This window comes from Marmoricola sp. Leaf446 (assembly GCF_001424755.1).
Taxonomy (GTDB): domain Bacteria; phylum Actinomycetota; class Actinomycetes; order Propionibacteriales; family Nocardioidaceae; genus Marmoricola.
In genome coordinates this window covers 127,442-143,076 of the sequence record NZ_LMRF01000003.1, presented here as the reverse complement: position 1 = coordinate 143,076, position 15,635 = coordinate 127,442, and the positions used below count along the sequence as shown (strand labels likewise).

General features: G+C 73.1%; 14 protein-coding genes and 1 tRNA gene. 11 read left to right on the top strand and 4 right to left on the bottom strand.

Annotation, left to right across the window (positions count from 1 at the left end):
* The first annotated feature begins 245 nt into the window (after positions 1-245).
* Both ASG49_RS11140 and ASG49_RS11135 read left to right on the top strand, forming a co-directional pair.
* On the top strand, positions 246-1,310 hold the full coding sequence (locus tag ASG49_RS11140; protein ID WP_235562030.1) for a PHP domain-containing protein: 1,065 nt from the start codon (positions 246-248) through the stop codon (positions 1,308-1,310).
* Positions 1,307-1,870: a M48 family metallopeptidase gene (locus ASG49_RS11135; RefSeq protein ID WP_056541724.1), complete on the top strand. Its 564-nt coding sequence runs from the start codon at positions 1,307-1,309 to the stop codon at positions 1,868-1,870. The genes ASG49_RS11140 and ASG49_RS11135 overlap by 4 nt, the downstream gene beginning before the upstream one ends.
* Here the strand turns inward: ASG49_RS11135 and ASG49_RS11130 are convergent.
* Together ASG49_RS11130 and ASG49_RS11125 are read right to left on the bottom strand one after the other, a co-directional pair.
* Entirely contained in the window at positions 1,867-2,439 is a 573-nt protein-coding gene (locus ASG49_RS11130; RefSeq protein ID WP_056541720.1) for an NUDIX hydrolase, read from the bottom strand. The genes ASG49_RS11135 and ASG49_RS11130 overlap by 4 nt on opposite strands.
* Positions 2,436-3,785, bottom strand: a complete 1,350-nt coding sequence (locus ASG49_RS11125; RefSeq protein WP_056541717.1) for a zinc-dependent metalloprotease — start codon at positions 3,783-3,785, stop codon at positions 2,436-2,438. The genes ASG49_RS11130 and ASG49_RS11125 overlap by 4 nt, the downstream gene beginning before the upstream one ends.
* 116 nt (positions 3,786-3,901) lie before the next feature.
* Here ASG49_RS11125 and ASG49_RS11120 point away from each other — a divergent pair, with 116 nt between their 5' ends.
* From ASG49_RS11120 to ASG49_RS11100, 5 genes are all read left to right on the top strand, one after another.
* Entirely contained in the window at positions 3,902-4,354 is a 453-nt protein-coding gene (locus ASG49_RS11120) for a molybdenum cofactor biosynthesis protein MoaE (RefSeq protein WP_056542018.1), read from the top strand.
* 80 nt (positions 4,355-4,434) lie between these two features.
* A complete protein-coding gene (locus ASG49_RS11115; RefSeq protein WP_056541712.1) occupies positions 4,435-4,716 on the top strand; it encodes a hypothetical protein in 282 nt (93 codons plus the stop codon).
* 71 nt (positions 4,717-4,787) lie between these two features.
* The gene (locus ASG49_RS11110) at positions 4,788-5,903 is read left to right on the top strand and encodes a PDZ domain-containing protein (protein ID WP_056541710.1); all 1,116 of its coding nucleotides are present in this window, start codon (positions 4,788-4,790) and stop codon (positions 5,901-5,903) included.
* Positions 5,900-6,514: a PPA1309 family protein gene (locus ASG49_RS11105; RefSeq protein WP_200936292.1), complete on the top strand. Its 615-nt coding sequence runs from the start codon at positions 5,900-5,902 to the stop codon at positions 6,512-6,514. Before ASG49_RS11110 ends, ASG49_RS11105 begins: the two co-directional genes overlap by 4 nt.
* Positions 6,514-9,489: a UPF0182 family protein gene (locus tag ASG49_RS11100; RefSeq protein WP_056541708.1), complete on the top strand. Its 2,976-nt coding sequence runs from the start codon at positions 6,514-6,516 to the stop codon at positions 9,487-9,489. Before ASG49_RS11105 ends, ASG49_RS11100 begins: the two co-directional genes overlap by 1 nt.
* A gap of 230 nt (positions 9,490-9,719) precedes the next feature.
* Here the strand turns inward: ASG49_RS11100 and ASG49_RS11095 are convergent, their stop codons facing one another.
* Positions 9,720-11,261, bottom strand: coding sequence for an adenylate/guanylate cyclase domain-containing protein (locus ASG49_RS11095; protein WP_056541705.1), 1,542 nt, complete (start codon positions 11,259-11,261; stop codon positions 9,720-9,722).
* A 155-nt stretch (positions 11,262-11,416) separates the two neighbouring features.
* Here ASG49_RS11095 and ASG49_RS11090 point away from each other — a divergent pair, with 155 nt between their 5' ends.
* Positions 11,417-12,055 carry a hypothetical protein gene (locus ASG49_RS11090; RefSeq protein ID WP_056541701.1) on the top strand — a complete coding sequence of 213 codons (639 nt, stop codon included), beginning with the start codon at positions 11,417-11,419 and terminating at the stop codon, positions 12,053-12,055.
* Positions 12,056-12,141: 86 nt separating this feature from the next.
* Positions 12,142-12,215: transfer RNA gene (locus ASG49_RS11085), tRNA-Met, on the top strand.
* A 234-nt stretch (positions 12,216-12,449) separates the two neighbouring features.
* On the opposite strand, the gene ASG49_RS11080 is transcribed toward ASG49_RS11085, so the two are convergent.
* Positions 12,450-13,400: a PD40 domain-containing protein gene (locus ASG49_RS11080; RefSeq protein WP_162244523.1), complete on the bottom strand. Its 951-nt coding sequence runs from the start codon at positions 13,398-13,400 to the stop codon at positions 12,450-12,452.
* 355 nt (positions 13,401-13,755) lie between these two features.
* On the opposite strand from ASG49_RS11080, the gene ASG49_RS11075 reads away from it, so the two are divergent.
* Complete coding sequence (locus tag ASG49_RS11075) at positions 13,756-14,745, top strand: aldo/keto reductase (protein ID WP_056541695.1); 990 nt, start codon at positions 13,756-13,758, stop codon at positions 14,743-14,745.
* 26 nt (positions 14,746-14,771) lie between these two features.
* Positions 14,772-15,626: an SDR family oxidoreductase gene (locus ASG49_RS11070; RefSeq protein ID WP_056541690.1), complete on the top strand. Its 855-nt coding sequence runs from the start codon at positions 14,772-14,774 to the stop codon at positions 15,624-15,626.
* Positions 15,627-15,635: the final 9 nt, after the last annotated feature.

The window sequence follows — 15,635 nt, the reverse complement described above, 5'->3', positions numbered from 1 at the left end:
CGGAGACCGACGAGGGCCCCTTCTGCCCGACACGGTAGGGCCGCGGGTGGTGACGGGTCAATGGAGGCCGGCGACCGGGGTGGACCGGTGGCGCGACCGCGGGTCCTGGCGGTTGTGCACCGCTGTGGACAGACCTGTGGACAACGCCGTCGCGCGTGTGGACGGAGCTCCGCACGCTGTGGACCTCGCCGTGCCCGCACCGTGCCCGGCCGGGCGCTGTCGGCGGGGCGCGCCACAATGACCGGGTGGCGACGAGCGAGACGACCGGGGCGCCCGGTGCGGCGGAGGCACCCCTGGGGCCGGTGCAGGCGCTGCGGCGGATCGGGTTCCTGCTGGAGCGGAGCCGGGCCGAGACCTACAAGGTCAAGGCATTCCGGGCCGCGGCGGCCACGATCCTGCCGCTGGGCGACGAGGTCGCCGACCGGGTGCGGTCGGGCACGCTGCGCGAGCTCCCCGGCATCGGGGCCTCGACGGCCGAGGTGATCGAGGCGGCGGTCGAGGGGCGCGTCCCCCGCCGCCTGGCGCAGCTGGAGGAGGAGGTCGGCGGTCCCCTCGTCGAGGGCGGCGAGCGGGTCCGGGCGGCGCTGCGCGGCGACCTGCACTCGCACAGCGATTGGTCCGACGGCGGCTCGCCGATCGAGGAGATGGCCTTCACCGCGATGGAGCTCGGCCACGACTACCTCGTGCTCACCGACCACTCGCCCCGGCTGACCGTCGCCAACGGGCTCTCGGCCGCGCGGCTGGCCCGCCAGCTCGAGGTCGTCGACGCGGTCAACGAGCACCTCGAGGGCGGCTTCCGGCTGCTGCGCGGCATCGAGGTCGACATCCTCGACGACGGGACGCTCGACCAGACCGAGGAGATGCTGGCCCGGCTCGACGTGCGCGTCGCCTCGGTGCACTCCAAGCTGAAGATGGACCGTGACGCGATGACCCGGCGGATGGTCGCCGCGGTGCACGACCCGTGGACCAACGTCCTGGGCCACTGCACCGGTCGGCTCGTGACCGGCAACCGCGGCACGCGCCCACAGTCCGAGTTCGACGCCGAGGCGGTCTTCGCCGCGTGCGCCGAGACCGGCACGGCGGTGGAGATCAACAGCCGACCCGAGCGGCGCGACCCGCCCACGCGCCTGCTGCAGCAGGCCATCGACGCCGGCTGCCTGTTCTCGATCGACAGCGACGCCCACGCCCCGGGGCAGCTCGACTTCCAGGTCTACGGCTGCGCCCGCGCCGAGGAGCTCGGTCTCGACCCCGACCGCATCGTCAACACCTGGCCCACCCAGCGGCTCCTCGACTGGGCCCGTCCGGCATGAGTCCCGGGCACCCCGGAAGCCCCGGTCACCCCGGTCACCCCGACCCGCCCGTGGAGGTACGCCGCTCCCGACGGCGCACCCGCACCGTCTCGGCCTACCGCCGCGACGGCCGGATCGTGGTGATGATCCCCGACCGCTTCTCCCGCGCCGAGGAGCAGGAGTGGGTGACCAAGATGCTCGGCCGCCTCGAGCGGTCCGAGCGCCGCACCCGCCGCAGCGACGACCAGCTGCTGGAGCGGGCCCGGCAGCTGTGCGCCGCCCACCTGCCCCCGGGAACCGCGCCCTCCTCGGTGCGCTGGGTCGGCACGATGACCACACGGTGGGCCTCCTGCACGACCGGCACCGGCGAGATCCGGATGTCCGACCGGTTGCAGTCGATGCCGTCCTGGGTCGTGGACTACGTCCTGCTCCACGAGCTGGCCCACCTGGTCGAGGCCAACCACGGGCCCCGGTTCTGGGCGCTGGTGGACGTGCTGCCGCGGGCCGAGCGCGCCAAGGGCTTCCTGGCGGGTGTCGCCCACGCCGACGCGTCGGGACCCAGCGAGGTCGACGACGCCTAGGCGGAGCGTCCGCGTCGAGGCCCGGGCCCGGCGGAGCGCCGGAGGGCCAGGCCGATCATCTCCACCATGTCGGCGTCCTGGGTCGGCAGTGCGTCGACCGGCCACCACCGCACGTCGAGCGACTCGTCACTGACGACCGGCTCGACCCCGGCCGCGGCCCGGGCGAGGAAGCGCACGTCCAGGTGGTCGACGGGGCCGAGGGGGTCGCAGAAGTCGACCCGGTGCCGCGACAGGTGGAGCGGCTCCGCGTCGACCTCGAGGTCGGGCAGCCCCGACTCCTCGACCGCCTCCCGGCGAGCGGCGTCCTGCAGGGTCGCGTCGGCGTCCTCGAGGTGGCCGCCGAAGTGGAACCAGCGACGTGCCTTGCGGTGCAGGTTGAGCAGCACGTGGCCGCCGTCGTGGCTGAGCACCAGCGCCCCGGCGGTGAGGTGGTCGGGGAAGCAGGCGCGGCGCTCCCCGTCGGGGTGCGCGTCGAGGTGGGCGACGTACGACGCGCGCAGGCGCTCCTGCTCGGCGTCGGGCGCCGTCCAGCCGGCCAGGGTCGCGCGTGCCTCGGCGTGCAGCGTCACGCGCCGGGGCGGGGGTCCGCGTCGCCGCCGCTGCTCTCGCCGCCGTCGCCCTCGTCGGTGCCGGCGTCGAGCAGCTTGCCCAGCTCGCGGTCGAAGTCCTCGTCGCTGAGCTCGGGCACCTGCGGGAGGTCCTCGCGGAAGCCGAGCGGGTCGTCGAGGTCGGCCGCGGTCGGCAGCAGGTCGGGGTGGGCCCACACCGCGTCGCGCTCCTCGGTGCCGTGCTTGGAGCGCAGCGCGCCCCACAGCGTGGAGGCGTCGCGCAGCCGGCGGGGACGCAGCTCCAGGCCCACCAGGGCGGCAAAGGTCTCCTCGGCGGGGCCACCCGCGGCGCGGCGGCGACGGAACGCCTCGTGCATCTTGGTCGCGGCGGGCATCCGCTCGACGGTGGCCTGGCCGACGACCTCGTCGACCCAGCCCTCCACCAGGGCCAGGGTGGTCTCGAGGCGCTCGAGCGCGGCCGCCTGCTGCGGCGTCTGCTTGGGCTCGAACAGGCCGCCCTGCAGCGCCTCCTGCATTGCCTCGAGGTTGGTCGGGTCGAGCCCGCCCATGGCCTGCTCGATGCCCGAGACGTCGATGGTCACGCCGCGGCCGAAGTCCTCGACCGAGGAGATCAGGTGGGCGCGCAGCCACGGGACGTGGGCGAACAGGCGCTGGTGGGCGGCCTCGCGCAGGGCGAGGTAGAGGGTGACGTCCTCCACGTCGACGTCGAGGCCCTCCGCGAACGCCGCGATGTTGTGGGGGAGCAGTGCGGCCTTGCCCGCCGGGCCCAGCGGGAGCCCGATGTCGCTGGCGGTGAGGACCTCGCCGGCCAGGCCACCGAGCGCGGCGCCGACCTGGCTGCCGAACATCGCCCCGCCCGCCTTGCCGAGCATCCCGATGAGCGGGCCGGCCATGGCGCGGGCCTCCTCGGGCATCGCCTTGCCCATGGCGCCGACGACGTGCTCGGCGACCGGCTCGACCAGCACGCGCCACACCTCGGTGGTCTGCTCGATCCACTCCGCGCGGCTCCAGGCGGCGCTGGTGGTGACACCGGAGGGCAGCACCGTCGCGCTGTCGAGCCAGTGGTCGGCCAGCCGGATCGCGTCGGCGACGCGGGTCTGCTCGGCGCGGCCCGGGGTGGGGTCGGGCTCCTGGGCGGTCGTGCGGCGGGCGATGTCGGTGGCGAGGCCCCAGTTCACCGGGCCGTCGTAGGGCTGCATCATCGCCTGCATCTGCCCCATCAGCGCCGACAGGTCGGGCATCCCGGCGCCGCCCGTGCCCCCGGCGCCGCCACCGAGCGCCTGGAAGATCTGCTCGAAGGGGGTGCCCTTGAAGGGGTTGTCGTCGGATCCGCCGGGGCTGCTCATGACCCCAAAATACCGCCGTTCCCTGAGCGGTCCCTGTGCACCGCCGTACCGTCCCCGGCCCAGCGCCGGCCGAGCGCTGGGCCAGCGCCGGGCGGGCCCGGCGCTACGCTGCCGCGGTGACCTCCCAGACCCCCGCCGGCCCCGCCGACGCCGTGATCCGGCTGCTCGACCTGCGGGAGGAGGCGCTCGACGCCACCGAGGTCCTGGCGGCGGTCGACGACCCGACGGCCGGGGGCGTCAACCTGTTCGTCGGGGTGGTGCGCGACCACGACGGCGGGGCGTCGGTGGACCACCTCGACTACTCCGCGCACCCCACCGCGCTGGCCCGGCTGCGCGAGGTGGCCGAGGGCGTGGTGCGCGACTTCGAGGTCGTGGCGCTGGCGGCGGTGCACCGCACCGGGACGCTGCAGGTGGGTGACACCGCGGTGCTGGTGGCCGCCTCCGCCGCGCACCGCGGGCAGGCGTACGACGCCTCGCGCGCCCTCATCGACCGGCTCAAGGCCGAGGTGCCGGTGTGGAAGCACCAGGTGTTCGCCGACGGCCACGACGAGTGGGTCGGCACTCCCTGACCCCTGCCGTTGCCGGGCGTTCCGGTCGGCCGTGCGTGTCGTGGCCCCGAGTAGGCGCCCACGCGGGCCACCATGGGGTCGTGGAGATCCTGCTCTGGTGGCTGCCGCCCGTCGTCGTGACCGCGGGCGCGATGGTGTGGGTCGGCTGGGCCGGCCGTGCCCGCTCCACCGAGCCCGACCGCTCCGAGGCGGCGCAGGAGCGCTTCCGTGCGGCGATCGAGCGCGAGCTCCCCGCAGCGGCCCGGCAGGTCCGCGCGGTCCGGCCCGTCCGGGAGCGCAGCACCGGGATCGCCGTACGCCCCTCGCAGCGTCCGGTGCCCACCGCCCGGGACCGCGCCGACGAGACGCGCCGCTCGGCCTGAGGTCTGCGGCGGTGCGCCCCGGCGCCGGACCTGTCAAGGGCCGTCTTGCCGCAGGGTGAGAAGGTGACGCCATGACGAGCGCCCCCGAGCACCCGCCTGCGGGGGAGGGGGCGCCGGCACGCACCGACCGGCGACGCACCTGGGCGAGCCTGCTGGCGCTGCTCCTGGTGCTGGTGACCGGGTTCCTCGCGCTGCGCGAGCCGGTGCCCTACGCGACCTTCTCGCCCGGGCCCACGGTCAACGTGCTGAGCGAGTACGACGGCAAGCCGATCATCGAGGTCCAGGACCGCAAGACCTACTCCGACAAGGGTGGTCTGCGCCTGGTCACCGTCATCCCCAGCGCGCCGGGGGAGAAGGTCAACCTGGTGCAGCTGGTCCGCTCCTGGCTCGATCCCGACGTCTCGGTGCTGCCGTACGACGCGGTCTACGGCAGCACCGAGACGCGCAAGACCGTGCGCCAGCAGTCCGCGGCGCAGATGACCTCCTCGCAGGAGAACGCCGTCGCGGCCGCACTGACCGCCCTCGGCGTCGACTTCGACGAGGGCGTCGGGGTGGCGAGCGTCGACCCCGAGGGCCCGGCCCAGGGACGGCTCGAGGCCGGCGACGAGCTGCTGCGCGTGCAGGGGCGCCGGGTCTCCGACGTCGCGTCGGTGACGAGGGCCGTGCGCGCGCTGCCGGTGGGCACCCGCGTGCGGATCGACGTACGCCGTGACGGGCGCACCGTGAGCGAGCAGCTCCGGACCGTCGGCGCCGCCGACGACCCGCAGGCCAGCGCGGTGCGCATCGGTGTCGCGGTGTGCTGCTACGACTTCCCGTTCGAGGTCGACCTCAACATCAGCCAGAACATCGGCGGCCCGTCGGGCGGGATGATGTTCGCGCTGGGGATCTACGACGTGCTCACCCCGGGGTCGCTCACCGGCGGCAAGGTGATCGCCGGGACCGGCGAGATCGACCCCGAGGGCCGCGTCGGAGAGATCGGCGGGATCCAGCAGAAGCTGGTCGGGGCCCAGGACGACGGCGCCCGGCTGTTCCTCGTCCCCGCCGGCAACTGCGCCGAGGCGCTCGGCGGCAACTACGACCCCGACAGGATGCGACTGGTGAAGGTGGAGACCCTCGAGGACGCGCTCGCCGACGTGAAGGCCTGGGTCGCTGACCCCGGCGCCGAGCTGCCGCGGTGCACCCGATGAGCGCCGACGAGCGGCTCGCCGAGGTCGTGCGCGAGGTCGAGCTGCACGCCTCGCGCGCGGGCTGGGACCAGCCGGCGCAGCTGTTCGCCCTCGTCGACACCGACGAGCTCGCCCAGCGCGAGCCCCAGCTGGCCGCCCTGCTGGGCGCCGACGACGGGGCGGCCCCCGGCTCGCTGACCCCGGTCGAGCAGGAGACCTCCGGTGGGAGCCTCGAGGAGCTGCTCCCCAGGATCGTCTGGCCGTCCGAGGTGGCGGGCTGCGCGGTCGTGCTGGAGGCCACCACGCTGCCTCCCGAGGCCGGGGCGCTGCCCGAGGACCCGACCGCCGCCGAGGACCTCGCCACCCGCGCCAGCAGCGACCCCGACCGCGAGGAGGCCCGCGTCGTGGCCGGCGTGCTGCGCTCGGGCGCCGCCTGGTGCGCGGTGCGGCAGCGCGCGCACGACGAGGACGACCTCGTGCTGACCGGCCCGGACCTTGTGCCCGGCCTCCTACAGTTGCTGCACACCACGCTCGAGCCCGCCTCGGACGATGACGACGACCTCGGGCCCGACCTCGGTCCTGACCCCGACCCCAGCCCCGCCCCCACCTCCGACGGAGACCCCCACCCCTGATGAGTGACTTCTTCGCCGCCCAGCCCGCCGGTGCCCCCGGTGGGGACGGATCCGGGGGCGCGCCGCCGCCCCGGGGGCCCGCCCGAGCGTCGCGCCGTCCCCGGCCGCTGCTCATGGCGATCATCGTGGTCGGCGCCGTGGTGCTCGGCTTCTCGCTCTTCTCGGGCATCTGGACCGACCGGCTGTGGTTCGACAGCCTCGGCTACGGCAGCGTCTTCAGCACCCTGATCTGGACCCGCGTGGGCCTGTTCCTGGCCTTCGGCGGGCTGATGGCGGTCGTGGTCGGCGTCAACCTGTGGCTGGCCTACCGGATGCGCCCGATGTTCCGGCCGCACTCGCCCGAGCAGGCCAACCTCGAGCGCTACCGCGAGGTCGTGACCCCGATGCGCCGGCTGCTGCTGGTCGTGGTCTCGCTCGTCTTCGGCGTCTTCGCGGGCACCTCGGCCACCGGGCGGTGGCGCACCTTCCTGCTGTGGCGCAACGGCGAGGACTTCGGTCGCAACGACCCCTACTTCCGCCGCGACATCGGCTTCTTCGTCTTCGACCTCCCGTGGCTGCACTTCCTCGTCGACTTCTCCATGACGGTCGTGTTCACCGCACTGGCCCTCGCGGCCGTCGTCCACTACCTCTACGGCGGCATCCGGCTGCAGTCGGCCAGCGACCGGTTCTCCGGCGCGGCCGTCGGCCAGCTCTCCGCGCTGTTCGGCACCTTCCTGCTGCTCAAGGGCGTCGACTACTGGCTGGACCGCTTCGACCTGACCTCGCAGAACGGCGGCCTGGTCACCGGCATGACCTACACCCGCGACAACGCGGTGCTGCCGGGCAAGACCATCCTGATCTTCATCGCCGTGATCTGCGCGCTGCTGTTCTTCGCCAACATCGTGCGGCGCACCTGGCTGCTGCCCGGCGTGGGCCTGGCGCTGTTCGCCATCTCGGCCGTCCTCCTCGGGGGCGTGTGGCCCGGGCTGATGCAGCGGTTCCAGGTCAAGCCCAACGAGGCCGACCGCGAGTCGACGTACATCGGGGCCAACATCCAGGCCACCCGCAACGCCTTCGGGATCGACGACAGCCGTTCCACGTCGTACGCCGCCTCGACCGAGCTCTCGCAGTCCGAGCTGGCCGACAGCGCCGCCACCACCGAGGGTGTGCGGCTCGTCGACCCGCAGCTGGTCTCCGACACCTTCGAGCAGCTGCAGCAGGTGCGCGGCTACTACAGCGTCCCCGACGTGCTCGACGTCGACCGCTACGACATCGACGGCACCACCCGCGACGTGGTGGTCGCGGCCCGCGAGATGAACCTCGCCGGCATCCCGGAGAGCCAGAAGAACTGGTCCAACGAGAAGACCGTCTACACCCACGGCTACGGCCTGATCGGCGCCTTCGGCAACCAGCGCAACGCCGAGGACGAGCCCGCGGCGACCGGCGGGGAGCCGGTCTGGGCCGAGGAGAACCTCCCTCCCAACGGGGCCATCAGCGAGTCGCAGCCCGACGGGCAGTACCGCGCCCAGATCTACTTCGGCGAGCAGAGCCCGACCTACTCCATCGTCGGCAAGCGCTCCGGCGGCAACGACGTCGAGCTCGACGTGCCGACCAGCGACGGCGACTCCCCGAGCGGCTCCACGTCCACGACGTACGCCGGCAAGGACGGCGTCGCGGTCGGCAACGTGTTCAACAAGCTGCTCTACGCCACCAAGTTCGGCGACGCCAACATCCTGCTCTCGGGCCGGGTCAACGAGAACAGCAAGATCCTCTACGACCGCTCGCCCCGCGAGCGCGTCCAGAAGGTCGCCCCGTGGCTGACCGTCGACCGTGACGCGCTCCCCGCGGTCGTCGACGGCAAGATGGTCTGGCTGCTCGACGGCTACACCACCAGCGACAAGTTCCCGCAGGCGCAGAAGCGCTCGTTGGAGGAGATGACCTCCGACGCGATCAACCCGCGCTCGGCGTACGCCACGCTGCCGACCGACCAGGTCAACTACATGCGCAACGCGGTCAAGGCCACCGTGGACGCCTACGACGGCACCGTCACCCTCTACGAGTGGGACGAGAGCGACCCGGTCCTCCAGACGTGGGAGAAGGCCTTCCCCGGCGTCGTGAAGCCCAAGTCGGACATCCCCGAGGAGGTGCTCGACCACATGCGCTACCCCGAGGACCTGTTCAAGGTGCAGCGCGAGATGCTCGCCCGCTACCACGTGCTCGAGCCCCGCACCTTCTACGAGGGCAGCGACGAGTGGGTCGTCCCCACCGACCCGGTGGACTCGCGCTCCTCGCGCAAGCAGCCGGCGTACCGCCTCTCGGTGGCGGCCCCCGGCGCCGACGACCCGGTGTTCTCGCTGACCTCGACCTACGTGCCGCGCAACCGGCAGAACCTCGCGTCGTTCATGGCGGTCGGCGCCGACGCCTCGGACCCCGAGACCTACGGCAAGTTCCAGATCCTGCGGCTGCCCGGCACCCAGGTGCCCGGTCCGCAGCAGATCGCCAACAACTTCAGCAACGACACCAAGGTGGCGGCGGCCCTGCGGCCGTTCATCCAGGCCGATGCCAACGTGCAGTACGGCAACCTGCTGACGCTCCCGGTCGGCGGCGGCCTGCTCTACGTGCAGCCGCTCTACACCGAGCGCACCGGCGGCGACGGCACCTACCCGCTGCTGCGGTTCGTGGTCGCGTCGTTCGGCGAGGAGGTCGGCATCGGCGCCACGCTCTCGGAGGCCCTCGAGAACGTCATCGAGAGCGGCGCCGGCACCGGTACCGACACCCCCGACCCGACGCCCGACGAGGGCGACTCGGGCGGCTCGGGTGACGTGGGCGGCACGGGCGACCCGCTCCCGCAGGGTGCGCTCGAGCTGCTCCAGCAGGCCGACGCCAAGTTCGCCGAGGCCGACCGCGCACTGGCCGACGGCGACCTCCAGGGCTACGCCGCCGCCGTCGACGAGGCCAAGGCGCTCGTCGAGCGGGCGTTGAGCTCGCAGGGGTAGGTGGTTGGGCGGGCAGTTTCACCGGCCAACCGGTGAAACTGCCCGACTGATCGGGACGAACCGGACGCCGACGGGCAGTTTCGGTGCACCCCGTGTCCGAGTTGTCCGTACGCCGCTCCGCGGACCGCGTCGACTCCCCTAGGGCGTCAAACGACCGACGCCAGACAACCGACGCCAGACGAACAGCGCCAGACGAACAGCGCCAGACGAACGGCGACCCGACCCGACCCCTACGCGACCGGGACGGCGCAGGTGGTCTCGGTGGAGCGGCCGCGCAGGGTGACGGTGTCGTGCTCGCGCCAGTGGCGGGCCTCGTCGTCGTCCGCGCGCTCGACCGAGGCCATGGCCGCGAGCAGCTTGCCGTCGACGTCCTTGGCGAGCTCGGTGAGGCGGGCGGCTGCGTTCACGGCGTCGCCGATGACGGTGTACTCGAAGCGGCTCTCGTCGCCCACGTTGCCCGCGACCGCCTCGCCGGTGGAGACGCCGATGCCCGCGGCGAGGTCGGGCACCTCCTCGGCCAGCCGGGCGGCCATGGCGCGGCCCGCGGCCAGGGCCTGGCCGGCGTGGTCGTCGAGCTCGACGGGGGCGCCGAAGACGGCGAGCGCGGCGTCGCCGATGAACTTGTTGACGAACCCGCCGCGCCGGTCGACCTCCTCGACCACGACCGCGAAGAAGCGGTTGAGCAGCTCGACGACCTCGACCGGGTCGCGCTCGGTCGCCAGGGTGGTGGAGCCGACGACGTCGACGAAGAGCACCGAGACCTCCCGGGTCTCACCGCCCAGCTCGACCTCGCCCCGCGACGCGGCCTCGGCGACGTCGCGGCCGACGTGGCGGCCGAACAGGTCGCGCAGGTGCTCCCGGTCGCGCAGCCCGCTCACCATCTGGTTGAAGCCCGCCTGCAGCTGGCCGAGCTCGGTGCCGTCGTACACCTCGACCTCGGTGTCGAGCAGGCCGTCCTCGACGCGTTCCATGGCGTTGCGGACCGAGAGGATCGGGGCGACGACGGCGCGGGCGTTGAGCCAGGTCACGAGGGCGCCGAAGACGAGCACGACCCCGCCGAGCGCGAGGATGACCACGGCCAGCCGGTTGAGCGTCACCTCGCCCTCGCGCAGGGTGAGCGTGAAGATGGCCACCGATACCAGGCCGACCACGGGGGCGCCGGTGCCCAGGCCCCAGAACAGCAGCATCCGACGTCGTACGCCGACCCGCCGCACCTTGATCCGTTCCTCGCCGGACAACGCGCGGGCCGCGATCGGGCGCAGCGCGAACTCCGAGAACAGGTAGGCGATGGTCGTGACCACCGCCGAGGCGATGCCGACGGTGAAGGCCGTGGTGAGTGCGCGCTCGGGCTGGACGACGACCGCGAGCGCGGTGAAGAGCACCGTGGCGCCGGCCCACAGCGTGGCCTGCACCTTGGTCAGGAACCACGGGACCCCGAGCGCCTCGACGCGCTGCTCCTCCGTCGGCTCGTCCTCGCGGGTGGCCCAGCGCAGCGACCGCAGCGCACCGGCGGTGCCCCAGGCGGCTCCCACGACGACCGCGACTCCGACGTAGACCGGCACCCCGATCGCCAACGACAGCACGGTGCCGCGGTTGGCCGCAGGGCTGGGGATGACGAGCGCGGACAGGACGAACACGATGCCGGCGCCGATCACGTTGGTGCTCACGAGCAGCACGGTCAGCAGCACCTGCACCCGCACGCGCAGCCGGCGGCGGCTCTGGCCCGGCGTGCCCAGGAGCACCGAGCCGTAGCCCGAGGTGGAGGCACTCACGGGTCCGGCTCCTTCCAGGTCGTCGCACGCCTGCCGCGGCGCGGCGCGGGACAGCCTAGGCCGCGCGGGCGGGCCGCGGGGCGGATGTGGCGGGGATCGCGCAGACCAGGGCCGGTGGGGCACCCTGGGGGGACCCGACCCGGAGAGGAGAGCCCGTGGACGAGACCACCGCCCCGCGCCCGGCGCGTCCGCCGCGCCGGGGTCACGACATCCACCAGACGCACTTCTTCTACCGCGACGACCTCGAGGCCGGCGCGACCGTCGTCGACCACGTGACCGGCCAGGCGGTGGGCGAGGTCAGCGCGGTCGGCCGCCACGTCTTCGAGGGGTACGGCGCTCCGGCCGCGTCCGGCGGGCCGCCCGGCGACCTCGTGGTGGAGGTCGTCGAGCTCGAGCCCGTCGTGCCCGTGCGGATGCCCTGGCGCGACGCACGTCCCAGGCCCGGCCTCGACCCCCAGGGCGAGGAGACCGTCTCCGTCGAGCTCGACCGCGACGACGCGCCCCGGGAGCGGCCCGCCCGGCCGTCCCGACCCGCGGCCGCCGACCGCGAGCCCGCCGAGCGCGAGACTACCGAGAACGCCGACGGCAGCGAGGGCGACCACCGCGACCGCGGGACCGGCCGGAACGAGGACGGCGAGACCCCCGACGAGCCGACCGCCCTGCTCGACGCCCCCGCCGGGCGCGACCGCACCGCCCTCGGCGCCTCGGTCGCCCAGGGCGTCGCCATCGCGGTGCTGGCCCCGCTGCTGGCCCTGGCCCTGCTGGTGCTGCTCGTGGTGCTGTTCATCGGGTGACGCAGGCGGCGTGACCACCGTCACGGCGCGACCGGGGCCCTCGATTTGGCCCCACCCCGGGACGGCAGTAGTGTTCTACGAGCCGACGCGGGGTGGAGCAGCTCGGTAGCTCGCTGGGCTCATAACCCAGAGGTCGCAGGTTCAAATCCTGCCCCCGCTACAAGTAACAGACCCACAGCAATCTGGTGGTCCGTCTCGAGAAGTCCCGGCCCGGTTCCCCGGGCCGGGACTTCTCGCGTCTGGAGAGATGGTCCTGGTCTTCCGTGTCGTGCCGGTGTCCGGCCGTGCTCGGTCGCGAGCTGGAGTCCGGCACCTCGCCGAGTGGCTACTGCTTCTGGTCACCTGCGTGCCGACGTCACCAGGACGTGACGAGGTCGGAGTCCGGTGGGTGCTCTCAGCGTGCAGGGGTGGCTCCCCACGCGGGGAAGTTGACCCAGGAGTCGTCGCCGAGGTCGATGAGGCGGACGTTGCCGCCGCCCGCGTTGCTGGTGCACAGTCGATCGCGTTGGACTCCCAGGTCGAAGCAGCCCATGAGGATGCGGTGCCCGTCGGGTGACCAGGCGATCTTGAAGAAGCGCAGGTCGCGCGTAGGTGCTCGCAGCACGTGGGTCGCCCTGCCGTCCGGTCGTACGACGACCAGCGCCCCCGAGTCGGGCAGCTGGGTCTCGCCGGGGTTGATGTCGAACCCGAGCCAGCGTCCGTCGGGTGACCAGTCCGGGTGCTCCAGCCCGGCCCGGGGCGCGACGACCTGGCGCTCACCCGTGCCGTCGACGTCGACCACGTGCAGCGAGTTGACCTGGGGGCCGTCCTCGCTCTCCTCGACGATCCGCGCAAACGCGATGCGGCGTCCATCGGGCGAGAACACCGGCTCGACGTCGAACCCTCCAGTGGTGACCCGGCGGGCATCGGTGCCGTCGGAGCGCATGATCCAGATCGAGGTGCTGAAGTAGGGAAGCGTCGGGTCCATGGCCCCGTAGGTGATCCATCGACCGTCCGGCGACCAGTCGGGTGTCTCCTGCACACCCTCCTCGGTGGTCAGGGTCGTGCGTCGACTGCCGTCCGGTGAGATCGCGCCGATGTGCACGCCGGATTCATCGGCGAAGTCGAACGCGATCCGGGAACCGTCGGGTGACCAGTCGGAGAACGAGCTGGGGTCGGTGATCAGCTGCCGCTGGTCCTGACCGTCCGGCCTGGCCACCCACACCGTGGTCGCATCCAGGGCGGGGTCGTAGCGCCCGAAGGTGATCTCACCGTTCCCGTCCGGCGCGCGGGCCGAGGCTGGTGTCGCGGTGGCTACGCACAGCGCACAGGCGATGACGGTGGTGGACAACAGTCGTGCTCGCATCTCGGGTCCCTTGCTCCTCGACGACGCCACCATCTGCCACGGTGGTGACGGACGACCCGAGAGGGCAACCGATCTGGTTCGGACCATCGACCATCCTCAGCCTCCGTGACGGCGTCAACCGGTTATCTCCTCGACGCCCGCACGTTCACGGGCCGGTCGGGGAGCGCGCTAGCCCGCCCGGAGCGTGGACCGGAGAAGCTGGGCGCACTGGCAGGACCTCCCGGGCTGCCCGGCGCGTGCCTACGGTGGAGGGCATGGGCCCGGAGGCCCCTCCACCAGAGCGTCGGACGCCCCGTCCCCGAGGCCTGACGGACGACCCCGGTCCTGACCCCACCGCTCCACGAAAGGAACCACCATGGACCCCCGCACGCTCGGCTCCTCGGGCCTCCAGGTCTCCCCGCTCGGTCTCGGCTGCATGGGGATGAGCCAGTCCTTCGGCACTCCGCCCCCGCGCGAGGAGATGATCACCTTCCTGCGCGACGCGGTCGAGCGTGGGGTCACGTTCTTCGACACCGCCGAGGTCTACGGCCCGTTCCACAACGAGGAGCTCGTGGGCGAGGCGCTGCAGCCGGTCCGCGACGACGTCGTGATCGCGACCAAGTTCGGCTTCGCCTTCGACGAGGACGGGAAGCAGACCGGGGTCAGCAGCCGCCCCGACGGCATCCGCGCCGCGGTCGAGGGCTCGCTGCGCCGGCTCCGGACCGACAGCATCGACCTGCTCTACCAGCACCGCGTCGACCCCGACGTCCCCATCGAGGACGTCGCCGGCACCGTCGGCGAGCTGGTCGCGGCCGGGAAGGTCCGCCACTTCGGGATGTCCGAGGCAGGCGTCGGGACGATCCGTCGCGCCCACGCGGTGCAGCCGGTCACGGCGCTGCAGAGCGAGTACTCCCTGTTCTGGCGCGAGCCCGAGGCCGAGATCCTGCCCGCCCTGGCCGAGCTCGGGATCGGCTTCGTGCCGTTCAGCCCGCTGGGCCGTGGTTTCCTCACCGGTCAGGTCACCGCCGACACGCAGTTCGGCGATGGCGACATCCGGACCACGCTGCCGCGGTTCGAGCGGGAGGCGCTCGAGGCCAACCTGGCCCTGGTCGACCTCGTCCGCGCCGTCGCGGACCGCAAGGGCGCCACCGTCGGCCAGGTCGCCCTGGCCTGGCTGCTGGCCCAGCAGCCCTGGATCGTGCCGATCCCCGGCACCCGCCGGCTCGAGCGGCTCGACGAGAACCTCGGGTCGGCCCGGGTCGAGCTGACCGCCGACGACCTCGCCGAGCTCGACCGGGCCTCGGCCAGCGTGCAGGTGGTGGGCGAGCGCTACCCCGAGGCGATGCAGCGCATGATCGACCGCTGACTCCGGCCGCCGGGTAGCGTCGCCGCATGAGTCGGAGCAGCGTCGCGGACAAGGTCGTCGTCGTCACCGGAGCGGGGTCCGGCATCGGTCGGGCGCTGGTCCTCGAGCTCGATCGGCGCGGTGCCCGGGTGTCGGGCTGCGACGTCGACGAGGCGGGCCTGAAGGAGACCGCCTCGCTGACCCGCGGCGAGCTGCACACCGCGGTGGTCGACATGGGCGACCGCGAGGCCGTCGAGGCGTACGCCGAGGACGTGGCCGCCCACCACGACACGGTCCACCAGGTCTACAACAACGCCGGGATCGCCTTCACGGCCCCGGTGATCGAGAGCAGCTGGGCCGACTACGAGCGGGTGCTGCGGGTCAACCTCCACGGCGTCATCCACGGCACCCAGGTCTTCCTGCCGCACCTGGTGGCCTCCGGCGACGGCCACGTCGTCAACGTCTCCAGCCTCAACGGCTACCTCGCCCAACCGGGCCTCTCGCACTACTGCGCGGCGAAGTTCGCGGTGCGGGGGTTCACCGAGACGCTGCGCGCCGAGATGCTGCTCGCCGGCCACCCGGTGCAGGTCAGCGTCGTCCACCCCGGCGGCGTGGCGACGGCCATCTCAAGCAACGCCCTGGAGTGGGCGCGGTCGAGCGGCATGGAGGTCACCGCCGCCCACGAGGCCCGCCAGCGCACCTACACCGAGAAGCTCCTCAAGCTCCCCGCCGACAAGGCCGCCACGATCATCGTCGACGGCGTCGAGCGGGGCCGCCCGCGGATCCGCGTCGGCAAGGACGCCGTGGCCGTCGACCGGCTGGTCCGCCTCGCCCCGGCCACCGCGACCCGGGTTGCGGTGGCGCTGGAGCATCGGCTGCTCAAGGCCGAGCAGCAGGCCTGAGCGGGAGGG